Origin of the sequence: Streptomyces sp. IBSBF 2435 (assembly GCF_036815005.1) — a bacterium.
In the GTDB taxonomy this organism is placed as follows: domain Bacteria; phylum Actinomycetota; class Actinomycetes; order Streptomycetales; family Streptomycetaceae; genus Actinacidiphila.
Genome location: NZ_JAJSYW010000133.1, coordinates 1808 through 19520, shown reverse-complemented (window position 1 = coordinate 19520; position 17713 = coordinate 1808). Strand labels below are relative to the sequence as shown.

Sequence of the window (17713 nt, the reverse complement as noted above, 5' to 3'; positions counted from 1 at the left end):
TGGCCAGGGTGCTGTTCTGACCGCGCGGCCCGGGCCGGGGCCGTGAGTGGCGCCCGGCGCGGCCCCCGCCCAGCAGCCCCCGCAGCCGGTGGCGGCCATACCGTCGCTGCCCCGCCCCCGCAAGGAGACGCCGCCCGCGGCGCCCGAGCCGTCCGAGGGCGGCAAGGACACCGGTGTCGTGCTGCCCCGGCGGGTCAGGCAGGCCAGCCTGGCGCCGCAGCTGCGGGCCGGCACGGCGCGGCAAGGCAACGCCGACGCGGAACGCGGCGGCGGCCGGGAGCGGTCCGCCGACGAGGTACGCGACCGGATGTCGGCGATCCAGCGCGGCTGGCAGCGCGGCCGCGAAGCAGCGGAGGCCGAGCCGGACGGCGCGGCGGCCCCCGGCGACGACCCATCGACGACAGCGCAGCGAACGACACCTGAGGAGAACGGTCGATGACCGCAGCACCGAGCCCGACACGCGAGCTGAGCTGGCTCCTGGACGACCTGGTCGAACGGGTCGCCAATGTCCGCAAGGCCATGGTGCTCTCCGGGGACGGCCTGGCCAGGGGGGCGTCCGCGGGTCTGACGCGGGAGGACTCGGAGCATCTGGCGGCGGTCGCCTCCGGCTTCCACAGCCTGGCCAAGGGCGTCGGCCGGCACTTCGACGCCGGCCGGGTCCGGCAGACCATCGTCGAACTGGACGACGCGTTCCTCTTCGTCACGGCGGCGGGCGACGGCAGCTGCCTCGCGGTGCTGGCCGACGCGGACTCCGACGTCGGACAGGTGGCGTACGAGATGGCGCTGCTGGTCAAGCGGGTGGGGGTCCATCTGGCCACCGCACCGCGGCACAGCGGCGGTACCGCACTGAGCGGCTGACGGCCGGCGAACGGAGTTGGGGTGACAGGGTGACATGACGTCTGAATCGGACCGCTGGTACGACGACGCGGCGGGGCCGGTGGTGCGGCCCTACGCGATGACCCGCGGGCGCACGACTCACGCGGCCGAGGCGAAGCTCGACCTGATCGCCCTGGTGGTCGCACGGTCCGACGACGCCGACGCGGGTCTGGACGACGACCGCACTCTGTCGCCCGAGCACCTGGACATCGTCGAGCGCTGCCTGGCGCAGGCGGTGTCGGTGGCCGAACTGGCCGCCGACCTCGATCTGCCGATAGGCGTCGTCCGGGTACTCATCGGCGATCTGCTGGAGGCCGGGCACGTCACGGTCCGCCAGCCGGTGCCGCCGGCCGAGCTGCCGGACGAGAGCATCCTGCGCGAGGTCATCAACGGTCTGCGGGCACTGTAACGCCCGCTAGGCTGCTCTTGCGTCCCACGCACACCCCAAGTCCCGACCGTCGCAGGGAAGTTGAAGAATCATGGCCATCGCCGAAGCCGAGCGCAGCCGTCAGCCGTCCGCCGCGGAGCCGGTCGCGCTCAAGCTGCTGGTGGCCGGCGGCTTCGGGGTCGGCAAGACGACCCTGGTCGGCGCGGTCAGCGAGATCAGGCCGCTGCGGACAGAGGAGGCGCTGAGCGAGGCGGGCCGCCCGGTGGACGACCTCGCGGGCATCGAGTCCAAGAACACCACCACGGTGGCCATGGACTTCGGCAGGATCACGCTGCGCGAGAACCTGGTGCTCTACCTGTTCGGCACGCCGGGCCAGGACCGGTTCTGGTTCCTGTGGGACGAGCTGGCGCAGGGCGCGCTGGGCGCGGTGGTGCTCGCCGACACCCGGCGGCTCGAGGACTGCTTCGCCGCGGTCGACTACTTCGAGCGGCGCGGCATCCCCTTCACGGTCGCGGTGAACTGCTTCGACGGCGCCACCCTGCACGAGCCCGACGTCGTCACCGACGCGCTGGACCTCGATCCCGCGGTGCCGGTGGTGCTGTGCGACGCGCGGGAGCGCGAGTCGGCCAAGCAGGTGCTGATCACGGTGGTCGAGCACGCGGCGGCGACGGCGGCCGGCCGCCGCACCCCCGCCGCCACCTAAGCCGCGCCGCCCGCCGACTCCCGCCGCCGCCTGAGCCGCGCCGCCCGCCGACTCCCGCCGCCGGCCGACCCGTGCCGGCCCGGGCGTCAGCCCACCGGCACCGCCCGCTCGTCGTCGTCGAGCCACCCGAAGCTGCGCTCCACCGCCTTCTTCCAGCGCCGGTATTCGCGGGCGCGCACCGCCCCGGTCATCGCCGGACTCCAGCGGGTGTCCTCCCGCCAGTGCGCCCTGAGCTCGTCGGGTCCGTCCCACACGCCGGTGGCGAGCCCGGCCGCGTAGGCGGCGCCCAGGCTCGTGGTCTCGGCGACCACCGGCCGGATCACCGGCACACCCAGCACGTCGGCCTGGTGCTGCATCAGCAGCCCGTTGACAGTCATGCCGCCGTCCACCCGCAGCGCGCCGATCCGTACCCCGGAGTCGCGCTGCATCGCGTCGACCACCTCGCGGGTCTGCCAGCTGGTCGCCTCCAGGACCGCCCTGGCCAGATGCGCCTTGGTGACGTACGCGGTCAGGCCGGTGACCACCCCGCGCGCGTCGGACCGCCAGTAGGGCGCGAAAAGACCGGAGAAGGCGGGTACGACGTAGGCGCCGCCGTTGTCCGGGACGCTCGCGGCCAGCGGTTCGATCTCCCCGACGGAGCGGATGATGCCGAGCCGGTCGCGCAGCCACTCCACCAGCGCCCCGGTGATCGCGATCGAGCCTTCCAGGCAGTACACGGGCCGTTCGCCCGCCAGCTGGTGGCCGACCGTGGTGAGCAGGCCGCTGGCGGACGGCACCGGGCGGCTTCCGGTGTTGAGCAGCAGGAAACTCCCGGGTCCGTAGGTGTTCTTGGCCTCGCCGAGGTCGAAGCAGGTCTGCCCGAACAGCGCGGCCTGCTGGTCGCCGAGCGCGGCGGCCACCGGTACGCCCGCGAGCCGGCCGGTGGCCGTGCCGTAGACCTCGGCCGAGGGGCGGATCCGCGGCAGGACGGCCTCGGGGATGTCCATCGCGGCCAGGATCGCCGGGTCCCAGTCCAGGGTGTGCAGGTCCATCAGCAGGGTGCGTGAGGCGTTGCTGACGTCGGTGATGTGGACACCGCCCGCGGTGCCGCCGGTGAGGTTCCAGACCAGCCAGGAGTCGATGGTGCCGAAGGCGATCTCGCCGCGCTCGGCCCGGTACCGCAGCCCCGGCACTTGGTCGAGCAGCCAGGCGATCTTCGGGCCCGAGAAGTAGGGGGCCAGCGGCAGCCCCGTGGTGTCGCGGAAGCGGTCCTGCCCGTAGCCGCCGCCGAGTTCCGTGCACAGCGCGGCGGTGCGGGTGTCCTGCCACACCACGGCGTTGTGCACCGGGCGGCCGGTGGAACGGTCCCACAGCACCACCGTCTCGCGCTGGTTGGCGATGCCGAGCGCAGTCAGCTGCTCAGGGCGCAGCCCGGCCCCCGCCAGCGCGCCCGACGTTACGGCCTGGACCTTCGCCCAGATCTCGGTGGCGTCCTGCTCGATCCAGCCGGGCCTGGGCAGGATCTGCCGGTGCTCGCGCCGGTCGGACGCGACGACCCGGCCCGCCGCGTCGAAGATCAGGCAGCGGGTGGAGGTGGTGCCCTGGTCGATCGCGGCTACATAGGTCGGGACGGTCTGGCTCATGTCACGCTCCCTTGCCCGGTCGGTGACGACCGTGTCGGGAATGGGCACGCGCGGACACGCGGTGTGCGCGACGCCCTCCCACCGGGCGGCATCGCGATGCCGGAAGTGTTCCCCCGAGGTGACGGAGCGTCAAGCGGTCCCGCGCCGCGGAATCCTCCCGGTCCGTCGTGGACACCGCCGCAGGACCGTGGTACGTTCTTCTCGCACCGAGAAAGACTCATAGTGAGAATATAAACCGCAGGGGCGACGGCGGAGGGGAGTGGCGGTCATGACGGATCCGGACGGCGGCACACCGGAGGAACGGGACTTCCTGGCCGGCTACGATCCGCGTGCCTTCGACCCGATCGCCGTCACCGTGGACGTGGTGGCGCTGACGCTGCGCGCGGGCCTGCTGGAGGTGCTCGCCGTGCAGCGCGGCGGGCCGCCCTTCGCCGGCCGCTGGGCCCTGCCCGGCGGCTTCGTGCGGGCCGGCCGCGAATCGCTCGACGAGGCCGCGGCCCGCGAGCTGGCCGAGGAGACCGGTCTGGACGCCGCCGCGCTCGGCCGGGTCCACCTGGAACAGCTCGGGTCCTACGGCAGCCCGCGGCGCGACCCGCGGATGCACGTGGTCTCGGTCGCCTACCTCGCCTTCGCCCCCGGACTGCCGGACGCGCAGCCGGGCGGCGACGCGGCGGGAGCGGGCTGGCTGCCGGTCGAAGCAATATCACCGCGGGGGCAACCGGACGCGGCAGGTCCGCGTCCCTTCGAGCAGGGTCGGCGGTCCGGAACCTACGGGGGTGGTACCGGCCGCCGGCCCGGTCCCGACGACGCCGGAGGGCTCGCCTTCGACCACGGGCGCATCCTCGCCGACGGTCTGGAGCGGGCCAGGGCGAAGATCGAGTACACCCCGCTGGCCACCGCCTTCCTCGGCGAGACCTTCACGATCACCGAACTGCGGGCGGTCTACGAGACGGTGTGGGGCGCGCCGCTGCACGCCGGGAATTTCCACCGCAAGGTGCTGTCCGTGCCCGGCTTCGTGGAGTCCACCGGAGAGACCGACTCCCGGCCCGGCAGCCGCGGCGGACCGCGCGCCCGCCTCTACCGGGCAGGCGACGCCCGGCTGCTGCACCCGGCGCTGCTGCGCCCCGACCGCGAGGCGGGGGTGCGATGACCGCCGCCGGGCCCCGCCCCGCCACCGCTGCCGCCGGGCCAGGTCCAGCCGCCGCCCGTGTCCGCTCCGCCGACTTCGACGCCGCCCTCGCAGCCCTGGCCGACGGCTTCCCCGCAGACCCGCGCGAGGCCGCCCGGCACTACCGCCGCCTCGCCCTGCTGCTGCACCCCGACACCGCTCCGGTCGGCCGCACCGACCGGGCCGCCGCGGCCTTCGCCCGCCTCGCCGCCGCCTGGCACGCCCGGCGGACCATCGCCGGCCCGCGCCACACCTACCTCCTCGGCCCGGTGCTCGCCGACGGCGACCTCGCCACCCTGCGCACCGCCCGCTACGACCACGACGGCGACCGCCGCGCGGCCGTACTCAAGATCCCCCGCAAACCGCGGGACAACGACCTGATGGAGCACGAGGCCGACGTCCTGACCCGGCTGCGCACGGTCGGCGAGGCACGCCACCGCGCCTACGCGCCGACCTTGATCGAGAGCTTCCGGCAGCGGCACGACGACGGCACCGAGCACGTGGTGAACGCCCTCGCCGCGCTCCCCGGATTCCACACCCTCGCCGAGGTCGCCGCGGCCCACCCCGGCGGACTCGACCCGCGGGACGCCGCCTGGATGTGGCGGCGCCTGCTGACCGCGCTGGGCTGGGCGCACCGCGCCCGGCTGATCCACGGCGCGGTCTTCCCCGAACACGTCCTGATCCACCCGGAGATGCACGGCCTGGTCCTGGTCGACTGGTGCTATGCCACGGCGACCGGCACCGACCTCCCCGTCCTGCTGTCCCAGCACGCCGGCAGCTATCCGCCGGAGGCCGCGGCGCACCTGCCGGCGACCCCGGCCACCGACATCCACCTGGCGTCGCTGTGCGTCGGCGGGCTGATCGGCGACCTCGCACCGGCACCGCTGCGCGCCTTCCTGCGCGGCTGCACCCTGCCCGAGCAGCACCGGCGCCCGCAGGACGCCTGGCGGCTGCTCGCCGAACTGGACGACCTGCTGGAAAGGCTGTACGGCCCGCGCACCTTTCGGCCGTTCACGATGCCGGCCGCGCGTCCCGCGTGACCGGCCCGCACCACCGCACATCGCACCGCACACCGCACCACACCGCAAGGGGGACACACCATGGGCAGCGGAAGCTGGTCCACCAACGTCTACGACGCCGCCGAGCGCTACCGAGCCGCCTCCGGCACCGGCGCCTTCGCCTACAGCGACCACGTCAGGCACAGCGCACCCAGGAACACCTGGCGCGCGCACCAGTCGCTCGACCCGCACGGCCTGACCGTCCGCGAGAGCCGCGACTCCGTCGAGCACCCCAACTCGCTGGCCATCTCCGTCCTCTTCGACGTCACCGGCTCCATGGGCGGCGTCCCGCGCACCCTGCAGACCAAACTGCCCGGGCTGTTCGGCCTGCTGCTGCGCAAGGGCTACGTCCAGGACCCGCAGATACTCTTCGGCGCGGTCGGCGACGCCACCTGCGACCAGGTCCCGCTCCAGCTCGGCCAGTTCGAGTCCGACAACCGGATGGACGACGACCTCGGCAACATCCTGCTGGAGGGCGGGGGCGGCGGCCAGATGACCGAGTCGTACGAACTCGCGCTCTACGCCATGGCCCGGCACACCGCGCTGGACTGCCACGACAAGCGCGGTCGGCGCGGCTACCTCTTCCTCATCGGCGACGAGATGCCCTACGGCAAGGTCAAGGCCCGCGAAGTGCGCGCCGTCCTCGGTGAGACGATCCCGCACGACATCCCCGTCCAGGACATCCTCGCCGAGCTGAAGCGCAGATTCCACGTCCACTACATCCTCCCGGCCGGCGCCTCCCACGCGGGAGACTCCGAAGTCCTCACCCTGTGGCGCCGCCTGCTGGGCCAGAACGTCATCGAACTGGACGACCTCGACGCGGTCTGCGAGACCATCGCGCTGACCGTCGGCCTGGGCGAGGAGGCCATCGACCTCGCCACCGGCCTGGCCGACCTGGCCGACGTCGGCTCCACCGCGGTCGACTCGGTCGCGCGGGCGCTGTCGGGCCGGTGACGGACGTGACCCCGGCCCCGGCAGGGCCGGTACGCCGGCACACCCTCGTCGTGGACCTCGGCTTCGGCGACGCGGGCAAAGGCGCCACCGTCGACCGGCTCTGCCAGGGCGGCGGGGTCGCCGCCGTCGTCCGCTTCAACGGCGGCGCCCAGGCCGCCCACAACGTCGTCACCTCCGACGGCCGGCACCACACCTTCGCCCAGTTCGGCTCGGGCACCCTGCGCGGGGTGCCCACCCAGCTGTCCCGCTTCACCGCGGTGGACCCGCTCGCGCTGGCCGCCGAGGCCGACCACCTGCGCGCGCTCGGCGTCCCCGACCCGTACGCGCTGCTCGGCGTCGACCGGGAAGCCCCGCTCACCACGCCCTACCACGCGGCCGCCAACCGCCTGCGCGAGCAGGCCAGGGGCGAGGGCCGGCACGGCTCGTGCGGGATGGGGGTCGGGGAGACCGCCCGTTACGCGCTGGCCCACCGGGACGACGCGCCGACCGCGGGCGACTGCGCGTCACGCCCCCGTCTGCTGCGCCGGCTGCGGCTGCTGCGGGACCGGCTCACCGACGAACTCGGCCCGCTGCCCGCACCGCCGGTGGAGGCGTGCGCCGAGGCGTACACCGCCTTCGCCCGCGCCGTCCGGCTCACCGACGGGACCCGGCTGCGCCAACTGGCCGCGCGGGGGCCGCTGGTCTTCGAGGGCGCCCAGGGCGTCCTGCTGGACGAATGGCACGGCTTCCACCCGTACACCACCTGGTCGACCACCACCTTCGGCAATGCCGAGACGCTGCTGACCGAGGCGGGCGCGGCGGGCGAGGGGCTGCGGCTGGGGGTGGTGCGCACGTACACCACCCGGCACGGGCCCGGGCCGCTGGTCACCGAGGACCCCGAGCTGAACGCGCTGCTGCCGGAACCGCACAACGGCCACGGCCGCTGGCAGGGCGCCTTCCGCGTCGGCCACTTCGACGCGGTCGCGCACACCTACGCGGCCGAGGTCTGCGGGGGAGTGGACGCCCTGGCCGTCACCCACCTCGACGCGCCCCGCCGGTGCCGTTCGCTGCGGATCTGCCGCGCCTACGGCCTCGACGGCGCCCTGGTCGAACGCCTCCCGGCCGGGCCGCCCGGCGACCTGGCGCGGCAGGCGGAGCTGACCGGGCGGATGCTGCGCGCGTCGCCCGCCGTGTGGGACACCCCGGGCCGCGACCCGCGCCGCTGGAGCGCGGCGATCGGGGCACTGCTCGGGGCGCCGGTGATGCTGGAGTCCTCGGGACCCGCCCGTCAGCGCCTCAGGGACCCGCGGTCCACGGGGAAGTCGAAATACGTGCCGGGGAAGGGTTCGGCAGTGAGCGTGTAGTGCCACCACTCCTCGGGGAGGTTGGTGAAGCCCTGCGCGTCCAGGGCGTTCATGAGCAGCATCCGGTTGGCGTGCTGGACGCCCTGGACCCGCGGGTCGAGGGTGTGGGCGAGGGTGTCGAAGCAGTCGAAGCCGGTGCCCATGTCCAGGGAGTTGTCGGGGAAGCGCTGGTCCTTCGGGCCGTAGCACGGCGCCAGCGGCTCACCGGGACGGTAGGGGCGGGTGGGCCTGGCCGGCAGCGGGACGATCGTCAGGTCCACGGTGCTGCCGCGGCTGTGCCCGGATTTCGCGGCGATGTAACCGTACGCGAACAAGCGGGTCTTGTCGACCTGCGGGTAGAACTCCGCCTTCATCCTGGTGTCGCCGAGGTCCTCCGCCCAGGTGACGAAGGTGTCGACGGCGCGCTGCGGCCGATAGCAGTCGTAGACCTTGAGGGAGTGGCCGCTGCGCAGCAGCCGCACCTGTGCCCGGTGCAGGCCCTCGGCCGCAGCCCTGGTCAGGATGCACATCGGTGCGCGGTAGCCGTCGACCGGCGCGCCGGTGAAGTTGTGCGGGGTGTAGTACCGCATTTCCTGGATGATCGTCGGGTCCACGTCCCGCAGCGCGACGAACTGCGCGGGCACCGTGGGCTCCTGATGCCCCGGATGCCCGGAACGCGCCTGGGCCGGACCGCCCGCGGCGACCGCGACCAGTGTGACGAGAGGCACGGCGAGTGCCCGCAGGAGAGAAGTGAGTTTCGGCATCCCCCTGGCCTATCAGGTCCCGGGCGTGCCGCGACAGGTGATCGGATACAGTCCGGGCGTGTCCGCTGCCGTGCCAGAACCCCCGACGACGCCTTCGACGGAGCCCCCGATGGAGCCCGCGGTGACGCACCCGGTGAAGAACTCCCACTGTGCCTCGTGCGGTACGCGCTACCCGGCTGACGCCGGCTGGCCGCGCCGCTGCCCGGGCTGCGGCACTTTCGCCTACCGCAATCCCTCGCCGGTCGCCGTCGCCCTGCTGCCGGTCCGCGGTCCGCGGGGTACCGGCCTGGTCGTCATCCGCCGCACCATCGAGCCCAGCCGCGGCCTGCTGGCGCTGCCCGGCGGCTTCATCGACCACGGCGAGAGCTGGCAGCACGCGGTGACCCGCGAACTGGCAGAGGAGACCGGCATCACCGCCGCCGACTCCGACGTCGTACTCGCCGACGCCCTCACCGACGAGGCCGGCGGCTATCTGCTGCTGTTCGGGCTGCTGCCGGAGCGCGACGCCGGCGAACTGCCGCCGTCCGCAGCGACGGACGAGACCGAGGGCCACCAACTGCTGTTTGCCCCGCAGGAACTGGGCTTCCCGCTGCACACCCTGGCGGCGGGGCGCTGGTTCGCCGGCGGTTACGAACCGGCGCCGCGCACCCGTACGGTGTAGGCGGGCGCCGCCCCGCCGTCCCGCTCGACGACCACCGCGCCGTCCGCCCACCGCGACACGAAGCGCTCCATCCGCGGTTTGGCCCACCCCTCGGGGTCGCCGGTGAAGACCACCCCGCCGCCGGTCCTCCCCTGCCGCGGCGCCCACACCTCCAGCTCCGTCCTGCCGTCCGCGCCCGCCACCGGCAGCACCGCGCCCGCGCGCGCCAGCACCGGGATGCGGCCCAGCGGCGCGTCGAGCAGCACCTGCGCGCGCCCGCGGTGCGGCTCACCGGTCGCGGTGTCGTACCAGAGCCCGCGCGGCAGCCGTACCGACCGGGTCCTGGCGCCCGCTTCGAGCACCGGCGCGACCAGCAGCGAGTCACCCAGCAGGAAGGCGTCACCGCAGTCCCGCAGCGTCCGGTCGCCGGGCGAATTCCACCACAGCGGGCGCACGTACGGCGACCCGGTGCGGTGCGCGACATGCGCCAGGGTGTCCAGGTACGGCAGCAGCCTGCCCCGGCCCGCCAGCGCGGCCCCGGCGTGCGCCAGCACCTCGGGCCCGAACTCCCACGGCTCGCGGTGCCCCGCGTCGATCGCCGAATGCGTACGGAAGAACGGCAGATACGCGCCCAGCTGGAACCAGCGCAGATACAGCTCGGGCGACGGCGACCCGGTGAAACCGCCCACGTCGGGACCCGAGTACGGCACCCCGCACAGGCCGAGCCCCAGCACCAGCGCCAGCGACGCGCGCAGCCCCGCCCAGCCGGTCGCCACATCGCCCGACCAGGTGCCGCCGTAGCGCTGCATGCCCGCCCAGCCCGACCGGGAGAAGAGGAAGGGGCGCTGCTCCGGGCGCAGTTCGCACAGCCCGTCGTATCCGGCGCGGGCCATCGCCAGTGCGTAGACGTTGTGCGCCTCGCGGTGGTCGCCGCCGCGGCCCTCCAGCGCGTGCCGGGCCGAACGCGGCAAGGTGGCGTCGCCGAAAGCGGCGAAGGACACCGGCTCGTTCATGTCGTGCCACACCCCGGCGAAGCCCTGCGCGAGCCGCTCGGCGTACAGGCCGCCCCACCACGCGCGCACCCGGGGGTCGGTGAAGTCGGGGAAGACCGCGTCGCCCGGCCACACCACGCCCCTGACCTCCCGGCCGCGCGCGTCCCGTACGAACGCGTCCACCGCCCGGCCCCCGTCGTAGACCGCCAGCCCCGGCTCGGCCTTCACCGCCGGGTCCACGATCGACACCAGGCGCACCCCCTGCGCGGCCACGTCGCGGGCGAGACCCGGCAGGTCGGGGAAGCGCTCCGGGTCGGCGGTGAAGATCCGGTGGCCGTCGAAGTGGTCGATGTCCAGGTGCAGCACCGACAGCGGCAGCCCGCGCTCGCGGTAGCCGTCGACGACCCTGCGCACCTCCCGCTCGCTGCCGAAGCCCCACCGCGAGTGGTGGTAGCCCAGCGCCCAGCGCGGCGGCACCGCGGGCCGCCCGGTCAGCGCAGTCCAGCCGGCCAGGACGCGCGAGGGCGTCCCGGTGATCACCCAGTAGCGCAGCGGGCCGCCGTCCATCCGCAGTTCGCAGCCGCCTTCCCGGTCGTGGCCCGAGCCCGCGCCCTCCTCGCCGTCCCGCAAGGTGACCCGGCCGTCCCAGGAGTTGTCGTGGAAGACCAGGTGGCAGCCCGCGTCGGCGACCACCAGCTGGACCGGCATAGTGATGTACAGCGGGTCGTCGCCCGGCTCGAAGGAGCCGCCGGGGTCGGTGTTCCACAGCCGGTAGGAGCCCGCCGCCAGCCGAGGTCCCGCCGCCCGGCCGCCCAGGCCGTAGACCCGGGCGTCGGCCGGTGTCTCCGAGCGCTGCACCCAGCGCGCCCCGCCCCGGCCCTGCTCCGCGCCCACCGGGTCCCACCAGCGCGGCGGCAGTTCGCGGCGCAGCAGCCTCCCGCCCGGGGTGCGGATCTCCACCGCGCCGTGCCGGGAGACCCGCACCGTCACCCGCTCCGACACCACCCGCCAGCCGTCCGGATCGGGTTCGAGTAGCGCCCGCGGGTCCGCCTCGGGGCACCCGCCGGCCGCCCGCTCCCGCGGCGAGCCCCACTTCGGGGTGGCCGCGACCGCGTACGACGGCTCGGGCTGCGCACCGTCCCAGCCGCAGAAGACCGCGCCGCCGACCCCGACCCGCACCTGGAGCACCGACCGGGCGAAGCGGATCGTGCCGCCGCCCGGCGCCGGTTCGGCCGCCACCGCCGCCCCCGGCACCCTGGCCCGCTCCGCGCGGTGCCCCGGCAGGTCCCTGGCGTCGGTGCGCCGGCGCCGCCAGGCGGATCTGGCCGTACGCCGTCCCTGGGCGGAACCCGCCATCCGTAGCGACCGCAGCAGGTCCCGAGCATCCATGCCCCCACCTTTCCACTGCCCGGGCCTGCCGCGCCGCACGTTCAGCCGGTGTTCACCTTCGGGTGCGACCCGCGGTCCGCGACCCGCCCTGGCGCGCCGGACGATCGCATGGCATCGTCCTGACCAGCCGTGCCGTGGACCGTCCTGGAGCCGCCCCATGACCAGCAAGCCCGAAGCCGACCTCGTGCCGGAAGCCCTGTGGACACCGGGACCCGAACGCGTCGCCCGCGCTTCGGTGACCCGTTTCCAGCGCTGGGCGCACGAGCGCTTCGGCGCCCCCGCCGTCCTGCCCGACGACCCGCGGGCCGGTTACGCGGCACTGCACGCCTGGTCGGTGCGCGAGACGGCGGCCTTCTGGCAGGCGCTCACCGAGTGGTACGACGTACGCTTCGGTGCCCCCTACGACGCCGTCCTGGCCGACGACTCGATGCCCGGCGCCCGCTGGTTCCCCGGTGCGACCGTCAACTACGCCGAGCACGCGCTGCGGCCCGCCCTGGACACCGCCCGCGCCGGGCTGCCCGCCGTGCTGTACGTCGACGAGCGCATGGAGACCGGCATCCTGAGCTGGGCCGAGCTGTCCCGGCAGGTCGCCTCGCTCGCCGCGGCGCTCCGCCGGCTCGGCGTCACCCCTGGCGACCGGGTCAGCGGCTATCTGCCCAACATCCCGCAGGCCGCGGTCGCGCTGCTCGCCACCGCCGCGGTGGGCGGTGTGTGGACCTCCTGCGCACCCGACTTCGGCGCCCGCAGCGTCCTGGACCGCTTCCAGCAGGTCGAGCCCGTGGTGCTGTTCACCGTCGACGGCTACCGCTACGGCGGCAAGGAGCACCACAGGACCGGCGTCGTCGCCGAGACCCGGGCCGCACTGCCGTCGCTGCGCGCGACCGTGCACATCCCGCTGCTGGGCACCCCGGCACCTGAAGGCGCCCTCGAATGGCGCGATCTGGTCGCCGACGATCCGCAACCCGCCTATGAGCAGGTGCCGTTCGACCACCCGCTGTGGGTGCTGTACTCGTCGGGCACCACAGGGCTGCCCAAGGCGATCGTCCAGTCCCAGGGCGGCATCCTGCTCGAACACCTCAAGCAGACCGGCCTGCACCTCGACCTCGGCCCCGACGACCGCTTCTTCTGGTACACCTCCACCGGCTGGATGATGTGGAATTTCCTGGTGTCCGGGCTGCTGGTCGGCGCCACCGTGGTCCTCTACGACGGCAGCCCCGGCCATCCGGCGATCGAGGCGCAGTGGCGGGTGGCCGAGCAGACCGGCACCACCGTCTTCGGCACCTCCGCCGCCTACGTCATCGCCTGCCGCAAGGCCGACGTGCACCCCGGGCGGGACTTCGACCTGTCTCGGGTCAGCTGTGTCGCCACCACCGGCTCGCCGCTGCCGCCCGACGGCTTCCGCTGGCTGCACGACGAGGTCGCCGCCGACCTGTGGATCGCCTCGGTCAGCGGCGGCACCGACGTCTGCAGCTGCTTCGCCGGCGGAGTGCCGACACTTCCCGTCCACGTCGGCGAGCTGCAGGCCGCCTGCCTCGGCACCGACCTCCAGGCCTGGGACGCGCAAGGCCGCCCGGTCGTCGACGAGGTCGGCGAGATGGTCGTCGCCAATCCCATGCCGTCGATGCCGGTGCGCTTCTGGAACGACCCGGACGGCACCCGCTACCGCGACAGCTACTTCGAGATGTTCCCCGGAGTGTGGCGGCACGGCGACTGGATCACGCTGACCTCGCGCGGCACCGTGGTCATCCACGGCCGCTCCGACTCCACGCTCAACCGGCAGGGCGTCCGGATGGGTTCGGCCGACATCTACGAGGTCGTCGAACGCCTCCCGGAGATCCGCGAGTCCCTGGTCATCGGCATCGAGGAGCCGGACGGGGGCTACTGGATGCCGCTGTTCGTACGGCTCGCGGACGGCGCGGACTTGGACGACGCGCTGCGCGACCGGGTCGCCGCCGCGATCCGCGCCGAGCTGTCGCCGCGCCATGTGCCCGACGAGATCATCGCGGTGCCCGGTGTCCCGCACACCCTGACCGGCAAGCGCATCGAGGTCCCGGTCAAGCGGTTGCTCCAGGGCGCCGCGCTGGACAAGGCCGTCAACCCCGGCTCCGTGGACGACCTCGATGTGCTGCGCTTCTACGAGCGGCTGGGCGCCGAACGCGCGGCCGGCCGCCCGTAGAAGCACTCCCGCGGGAGGGTCAGCCGTTGTAGCCCGCGAAGATCTTCGAGAAGTCGTACGGTGCCTGTGCGATGTTGGTGCACTTGTACAGTGCGCCGTTGCAGGCGTTGGCGTCCCGCCCCTCCTCCCAGAACGACAGCAGGCCCAGGTGCTTGCCCTGCGCGAAGGAGACCAGCTGGCGGGCGTCGGCCTGGTCGTAGACGTGCCCGTCGTCGTTCTGGCCGAGCATCGGCGTCACCCCGAGCATCGCCCACAGCTGGGCGTCGGTCTTGGCCGGGAAGAGCGACTTGAGCTGGGCCTGGGTGCTGGTGGCCGCCTGGACCGCCGCGTCGCCGTAGTCGGCGCTGCGGTAGTAGTCCATGGCCATCAGGTTGACCAGGTCGAGGGTGACGCCGGCGTTCTTGGCGGAGGTGACCACGTTGAGGCCGTCCGCGGTCAGGCCCTCGGGCAGCACCGGCAGGGTCAGCGAGATCCGCAGGCCCGGATGGGTCTGCTGGAGCTTGGCCAGCGCCTGGGAGCGCAGCGCGATCGACGCGGGCTCGGCGACCGCTGATCCCTCGATGTCGAAGTCGGCGTAGGTGAGGTGGTAGGCGTCCACGACGGCCGCGTATTCGGCGGCGAGCGCGTCCGCCGAGCTGCAGGCCTGGGCGAGTTCGATACCGCTGGCGCCGCCGAAGGACACCTTCACATCGCCGCCGGCCGCCCTGACGGCGTCGATCTGGTCCTTGGCCCACGCCTGGCGCGGGTCGTAGGCGTTGAACCAGCTCGCCTTGCAGCCGGCCGACGTGACGAAGGCCAGCGTGAAGCTCTTGATCCCGCTCGCCTGGGACATCGCGGTGAGGCTGGGGGTGGGCCAGGCACCCATGTCCACGTAGGGCGCGGTGCGGATCGGGCCGGCAGGGGGAGTGCCGCCGCCGCTGGTGCCGCTCGTCGTGCCGGTGCTGGTCCCGGTCGTGGTTCCCGCGCTGGTCCCGGCACTGGTTCCGCTCGTCGTGCCGGCGGACGTACCGGAGGAGGTGCCGCCGGCGCTGCCGCCGGGGTCGCAGGAGCCGCCGTTCAGCTTGCAGTTGGCGGGCACGCCGCTGCCCGAGCCGACCCAGCCGAAGGCCGCGGAGGCGCCGGGCGCGACGGAGCCGTTGTAGTCGCGGTTGGTGAAGGTGTAGTGCGTGCCGCTCTGGGTGAGCAGCGCGTCCCAGTAGCTGCCGACGCTGCTGCCGGCCGGCAGGTCGAACTCCACCTTCCACGAACCGAGCGTCGACGTACCGCTGTTGGTGATCGTGTACTGCGCCTGGTAGCCGCTGCCCCAGTCGGAGGTCTTGGCGAAGGTGGCACCGGCCCCGCCCGCCGCCGAGGCGGTCGGGACGAGGAAGAGGGCGAGCGTGCCGAAGAGCGCGAGGAGGAGGATAAGGGATCTTCGCATATCGGACTCCCATTTGGTCTGTACCAATGCCCCCCGGACACTGGATACGTGACCCGCGCCACCCCCGTCAAGAGTGCCGACACCCGCTCCGCCCGTATCTGACGTCCAGTCAACCCCCGTACGGGTTCAGCGACTCGGCCAGCACCTCCGCGAAGTCACCGGCCAGCCGCGCCGCGTCCGGTACCGACAGATCCGTCGTGGTGACCCGCACCCCGGGCGCGGCGGCGATCCGGAAACGGGCCCCGCCCGCCACCCACCAGCCGTGCGACCGCAGCCCGTTGACCACCGCCGACTCGTCCCGTACCGGCACCCAGACGTTGAGCCCGCTCACCCCGTGCGCCCCGATCCCGTGCCCGGCGAGCGCCGCGATCAGCGCCTCGCGCCGCTCCTGGTACGCCGTCGCCGCGCCGGCCACCAGTGCGCCGGTCGCCGGATCGGTCATCAGCCGCGCCACCGTCTCCTGGAGCACATGGCTGATCCAGCCCGAGGTCAGCAGCAGCCGCCCGTCGTGCCGGGCCAGCGTGGTCGCGTCGCAGGCCAGCGCCGTCCAGCGCAGGTCGGTGCCCAGGTGCTTGGAGACGGTGCGGATGTGCGCCCAGCGCGCCGGGCCGTCCGCGCCCGCCGTCACCAGCGAGTGCAGCGGGCCGCCCGCGGTGTCGGCGCTGTGGTCGTCCTCCACCACCAGCGCCTCGGGCGCCCCGGCCAGCACCGCGAGCAGCTCCGCCCTGCGACCGGCCGACATCCGCGAGCCGTAAGGATTCTGCGCCCGCGGGCACAGCACCACCGCCCGCGCCCCGGCCCGCAGCGCCGACCGCAGGCCCTCGGGCCGCAGCCCCTCGTCGTCCACCGGCACCGCGACCGTCCGCAGCCCCAGCGCCGGTACGAGGTCGAGCAGATGGTGGAAGCCCGGGTCCTCCACCGCCACCGCGTCCCCCGGCCGCAGCTCCACCGACAGCAGCCGCGCGATGCAGTCCAGCGCGCCGTGCGCGAAGGTCACCCGCTCGTCCGGCACCCCGTCCCGCGCGAACCACGCACGGGACAGCTCCTCCAGCTCCGCCAGCCGCGGCGAGGCCCGGTGCGAACGCGTGCCGGGGGACAGCCGCCCGGGCGGCACCAGATCGGGCAGGAACGCCGGATCGGGGTGTCCGCCCGCCAGGTCCCGCAGCCCCTCCGGCACACGCGGTGGACGCCGCGAGGCCACCGCGGGAGCGGGCGCCACCTCCGTGCCGCCCCGCCCCCTGGTCACCACGATGCCGCGGCGCCGCAGCTCCTTGTACGCCGTCGCCACCGTGCCCGGGCTCACCCCGAGCGCGTCGGCCAGGGCGCGCACCGGCGGCAGCGCCTCGCCCGGCCGCAACTGGCCGCCGGTGACCGCGTGTTCGGCCGACGCAGAAATCTCCCTGGCCGTCGCACCCTGGATCGCATATTGTGTCGCCACAGAGTTAATTATGTACCAATACAAAAGTGGTGGCAAGTGCGCGGCAACGGCACCCCCACCGCCGAGCCGAGGGCGTGAGGCCGTGCAGGGGGCACCGATGATGCGACGGGCGCAGCGGGCACTGAGGATTCCGGAGATACCGGGCGGCCCCGACGGGCGGCGGATGCTCTGGATCAACCTCGTCGACAAGACCGGCTCCGGCCTGTGGCTCTCGATCACCGCCCTCTACTTCGTCGTTGTCGCGGGTCTCGACACCGCGAGCACCGGGCTCCTGCTCGGCCTCGGCGGTGTCGCGGGCATCGCGGGCGCGCCGGTCGCGGGCCGCCTCGCCGACCGGCTGCCGCTGACCCGCGTGCTGCTCGCGGTCCAGGTCGTCCGCTCCGCCTCCGGCCTGCTGCTGCTGTTCGCGCACGGCTTCTGGCAACTCCTGCCGCTGGTCGCCCTCGGCAGCCTCGGCGAACGCTCCGCCTCGGTCCTCACCAAGCTCTTCGCCGCCCGCGTCGCCGGCCAGGACCGCGCCCGCTACCAGGCCGTCCAGCGCACGGTGGTCAACCTCGGCTACACCATCGGCGGCCTCGCCGCCTCCGCCGCCCTGGCTGCGGGCACCACCACCGTCTACCGGCTGCTGCTCCTCGGCGACAGCCTGTCCTTCGTACTCGTCGCCCTGCTGGTCGCCCGCTGCGCTGAACCGCCCTCCGCGACCAGGACGGTCGCGGTCGGCGACCCGGTCACCACCGCTGGAACCGCGGCTCGCGGGGGCACGGTCACTTCCGCGGGCACCGCCGCACCGGCCGCCACCGCCC

16 protein-coding genes are annotated in these 17713 nt (G+C 74.0%); 11 read left to right on the top strand and 5 right to left on the bottom strand.

Annotated elements, in window-relative coordinates:
• Positions 1-46: 46 nt before the first annotated feature.
• The 4 genes from V7E46_RS23385 (at position 47) to V7E46_RS23370 (ending at position 1967) form a co-directional block, all read left to right on the top strand.
• On the top strand, positions 47-439 hold the full coding sequence (locus tag V7E46_RS23385; RefSeq protein ID WP_333770257.1) for a hypothetical protein: 393 nt from the start codon (positions 47-49) through the stop codon (positions 437-439).
• Complete coding sequence (locus V7E46_RS23380) at positions 436-858, top strand: roadblock/LC7 domain-containing protein (protein WP_333770256.1); 423 nt, start codon at positions 436-438, stop codon at positions 856-858. Before V7E46_RS23385 ends, V7E46_RS23380 begins: the two co-directional genes overlap by 4 nt.
• 34 nt (positions 859-892) lie before the next feature.
• Entirely contained in the window at positions 893-1285 is a 393-nt protein-coding gene (locus V7E46_RS23375) for a DUF742 domain-containing protein (protein ID WP_333770255.1), read from the top strand.
• Between the two features lie 70 nt (positions 1286-1355).
• Entirely contained in the window at positions 1356-1967 is a 612-nt protein-coding gene (locus tag V7E46_RS23370; protein WP_329181349.1) for a GTP-binding protein, read from the top strand.
• Between the two features lie 86 nt (positions 1968-2053).
• Here the strand turns inward: V7E46_RS23370 and glpK are convergent, their stop codons facing one another.
• Positions 2054-3589: a glycerol kinase GlpK gene (gene glpK / locus V7E46_RS23365; protein ID WP_333770254.1), complete on the bottom strand. Its 1536-nt coding sequence runs from the start codon at positions 3587-3589 to the stop codon at positions 2054-2056.
• A gap of 268 nt (positions 3590-3857) precedes the next feature.
• Here glpK and V7E46_RS23360 point away from each other — a divergent pair, with 268 nt between their 5' ends.
• The 4 genes from V7E46_RS23360 to V7E46_RS23345 are packed head-to-tail and all read left to right on the top strand — an operon-like array spanning position 3858 to position 8112.
• Positions 3858-4739: an NUDIX hydrolase gene (locus V7E46_RS23360; RefSeq protein ID WP_333770253.1), complete on the top strand. Its 882-nt coding sequence runs from the start codon at positions 3858-3860 to the stop codon at positions 4737-4739.
• Positions 4736-5797 (top strand): molecular chaperone DnaJ, encoded by a 1062-nt coding sequence (locus V7E46_RS23355; RefSeq protein WP_333770252.1) that lies wholly within the window; start codon positions 4736-4738, stop codon positions 5795-5797. The genes V7E46_RS23360 and V7E46_RS23355 overlap by 4 nt, the downstream gene beginning before the upstream one ends.
• Positions 5798-5857: 60 nt before the next feature.
• A complete protein-coding gene (locus V7E46_RS23350) occupies positions 5858-6769 on the top strand; it encodes a hypothetical protein (protein WP_333770251.1) in 912 nt (303 codons plus the stop codon).
• Complete coding sequence (locus tag V7E46_RS23345; RefSeq protein ID WP_333770250.1) at positions 6766-8112, top strand: adenylosuccinate synthetase; 1347 nt, start codon at positions 6766-6768, stop codon at positions 8110-8112. Before V7E46_RS23350 ends, V7E46_RS23345 begins: the two co-directional genes overlap by 4 nt.
• Here V7E46_RS23345 and V7E46_RS23340 read toward each other — a convergent pair.
• Positions 8037-8855: a M15 family metallopeptidase gene (locus V7E46_RS23340; RefSeq protein ID WP_333770249.1), complete on the bottom strand. Its 819-nt coding sequence runs from the start codon at positions 8853-8855 to the stop codon at positions 8037-8039. The two genes, V7E46_RS23345 and V7E46_RS23340, sit on opposite strands and share 76 nt — an antisense overlap.
• Before the next feature lie 109 nt (positions 8856-8964).
• On the opposite strand from V7E46_RS23340, the gene V7E46_RS23335 reads away from it, so the two are divergent.
• Entirely contained in the window at positions 8965-9516 is a 552-nt protein-coding gene (locus V7E46_RS23335; RefSeq protein WP_333770248.1) for an NUDIX domain-containing protein, read from the top strand.
• On the opposite strand, the gene V7E46_RS23330 is transcribed toward V7E46_RS23335, so the two are convergent.
• Positions 9483-11876, bottom strand: a complete 2394-nt coding sequence (locus tag V7E46_RS23330) for a glycoside hydrolase family 31 protein (RefSeq protein ID WP_333770247.1) — start codon at positions 11874-11876, stop codon at positions 9483-9485. The genes V7E46_RS23335 and V7E46_RS23330 overlap by 34 nt on opposite strands.
• Positions 11877-12033: 157 nt before the next feature.
• Here V7E46_RS23330 and V7E46_RS23325 point away from each other — a divergent pair, with 157 nt between their 5' ends.
• On the top strand, positions 12034-14052 hold the full coding sequence (locus tag V7E46_RS23325; RefSeq protein WP_333770246.1) for an acetoacetate--CoA ligase: 2019 nt from the start codon (positions 12034-12036) through the stop codon (positions 14050-14052).
• Positions 14053-14071: 19 nt separating this feature from the next.
• Here V7E46_RS23325 and V7E46_RS23320 read toward each other — a convergent pair whose 3' ends face one another.
• Both V7E46_RS23320 and V7E46_RS23315 read right to left on the bottom strand, forming a co-directional pair.
• On the bottom strand, positions 14072-15472 hold the full coding sequence (locus V7E46_RS23320; RefSeq protein WP_333770245.1) for a cellulose binding domain-containing protein: 1401 nt from the start codon (positions 15470-15472) through the stop codon (positions 14072-14074).
• A gap of 109 nt (positions 15473-15581) precedes the next feature.
• Entirely contained in the window at positions 15582-16910 is a 1329-nt protein-coding gene (locus V7E46_RS23315; RefSeq protein WP_333770244.1) for an aminotransferase class I/II-fold pyridoxal phosphate-dependent enzyme, read from the bottom strand.
• A 97-nt stretch (positions 16911-17007) separates the two neighbouring features.
• Here V7E46_RS23315 and V7E46_RS23310 point away from each other — a divergent pair.
• Positions 17008-17713, top strand: a 706-nt coding sequence (locus tag V7E46_RS23310; RefSeq protein ID WP_333770243.1) for an MFS transporter, incomplete at its 3' end; no start/stop codon positions are given.

Coding starts and splice junctions, on each gene's coding strand:
- V7E46_RS23380 (WP_333770256.1), top strand. CDS start 436: ATGACCGCAGCACCGAGCCCGACACGCGAGCTGAGCTGGCTCCTGGAC.
- V7E46_RS23375 (WP_333770255.1), top strand. CDS start 893: ATGACGTCTGAATCGGACCGCTGGTACGACGACGCGGCGGGGCCGGTG.
- V7E46_RS23370 (WP_329181349.1), top strand. CDS start 1,356: ATGGCCATCGCCGAAGCCGAGCGCAGCCGTCAGCCGTCCGCCGCGGAG.
- glpK (WP_333770254.1), bottom strand. CDS start 3,589: ATGAGCCAGACCGTCCCGACCTATGTAGCCGCGATCGACCAGGGCACC.
- V7E46_RS23360 (WP_333770253.1), top strand. CDS start 3,858: ATGACGGATCCGGACGGCGGCACACCGGAGGAACGGGACTTCCTGGCC.
- V7E46_RS23355 (WP_333770252.1), top strand. CDS start 4,736: ATGACCGCCGCCGGGCCCCGCCCCGCCACCGCTGCCGCCGGGCCAGGT.
- V7E46_RS23350 (WP_333770251.1), top strand. CDS start 5,858: ATGGGCAGCGGAAGCTGGTCCACCAACGTCTACGACGCCGCCGAGCGC.
- V7E46_RS23340 (WP_333770249.1), bottom strand. CDS start 8,855: ATGCCGAAACTCACTTCTCTCCTGCGGGCACTCGCCGTGCCTCTCGTC.
- V7E46_RS23335 (WP_333770248.1), top strand. CDS start 8,965: ATGGAGCCCGCGGTGACGCACCCGGTGAAGAACTCCCACTGTGCCTCG.
- V7E46_RS23330 (WP_333770247.1), bottom strand. CDS start 11,876: ATGGATGCTCGGGACCTGCTGCGGTCGCTACGGATGGCGGGTTCCGCC.
- V7E46_RS23325 (WP_333770246.1), top strand. CDS start 12,034: ATGACCAGCAAGCCCGAAGCCGACCTCGTGCCGGAAGCCCTGTGGACA.
- V7E46_RS23320 (WP_333770245.1), bottom strand. CDS start 15,472: ATGCGAAGATCCCTTATCCTCCTCCTCGCGCTCTTCGGCACGCTCGCC.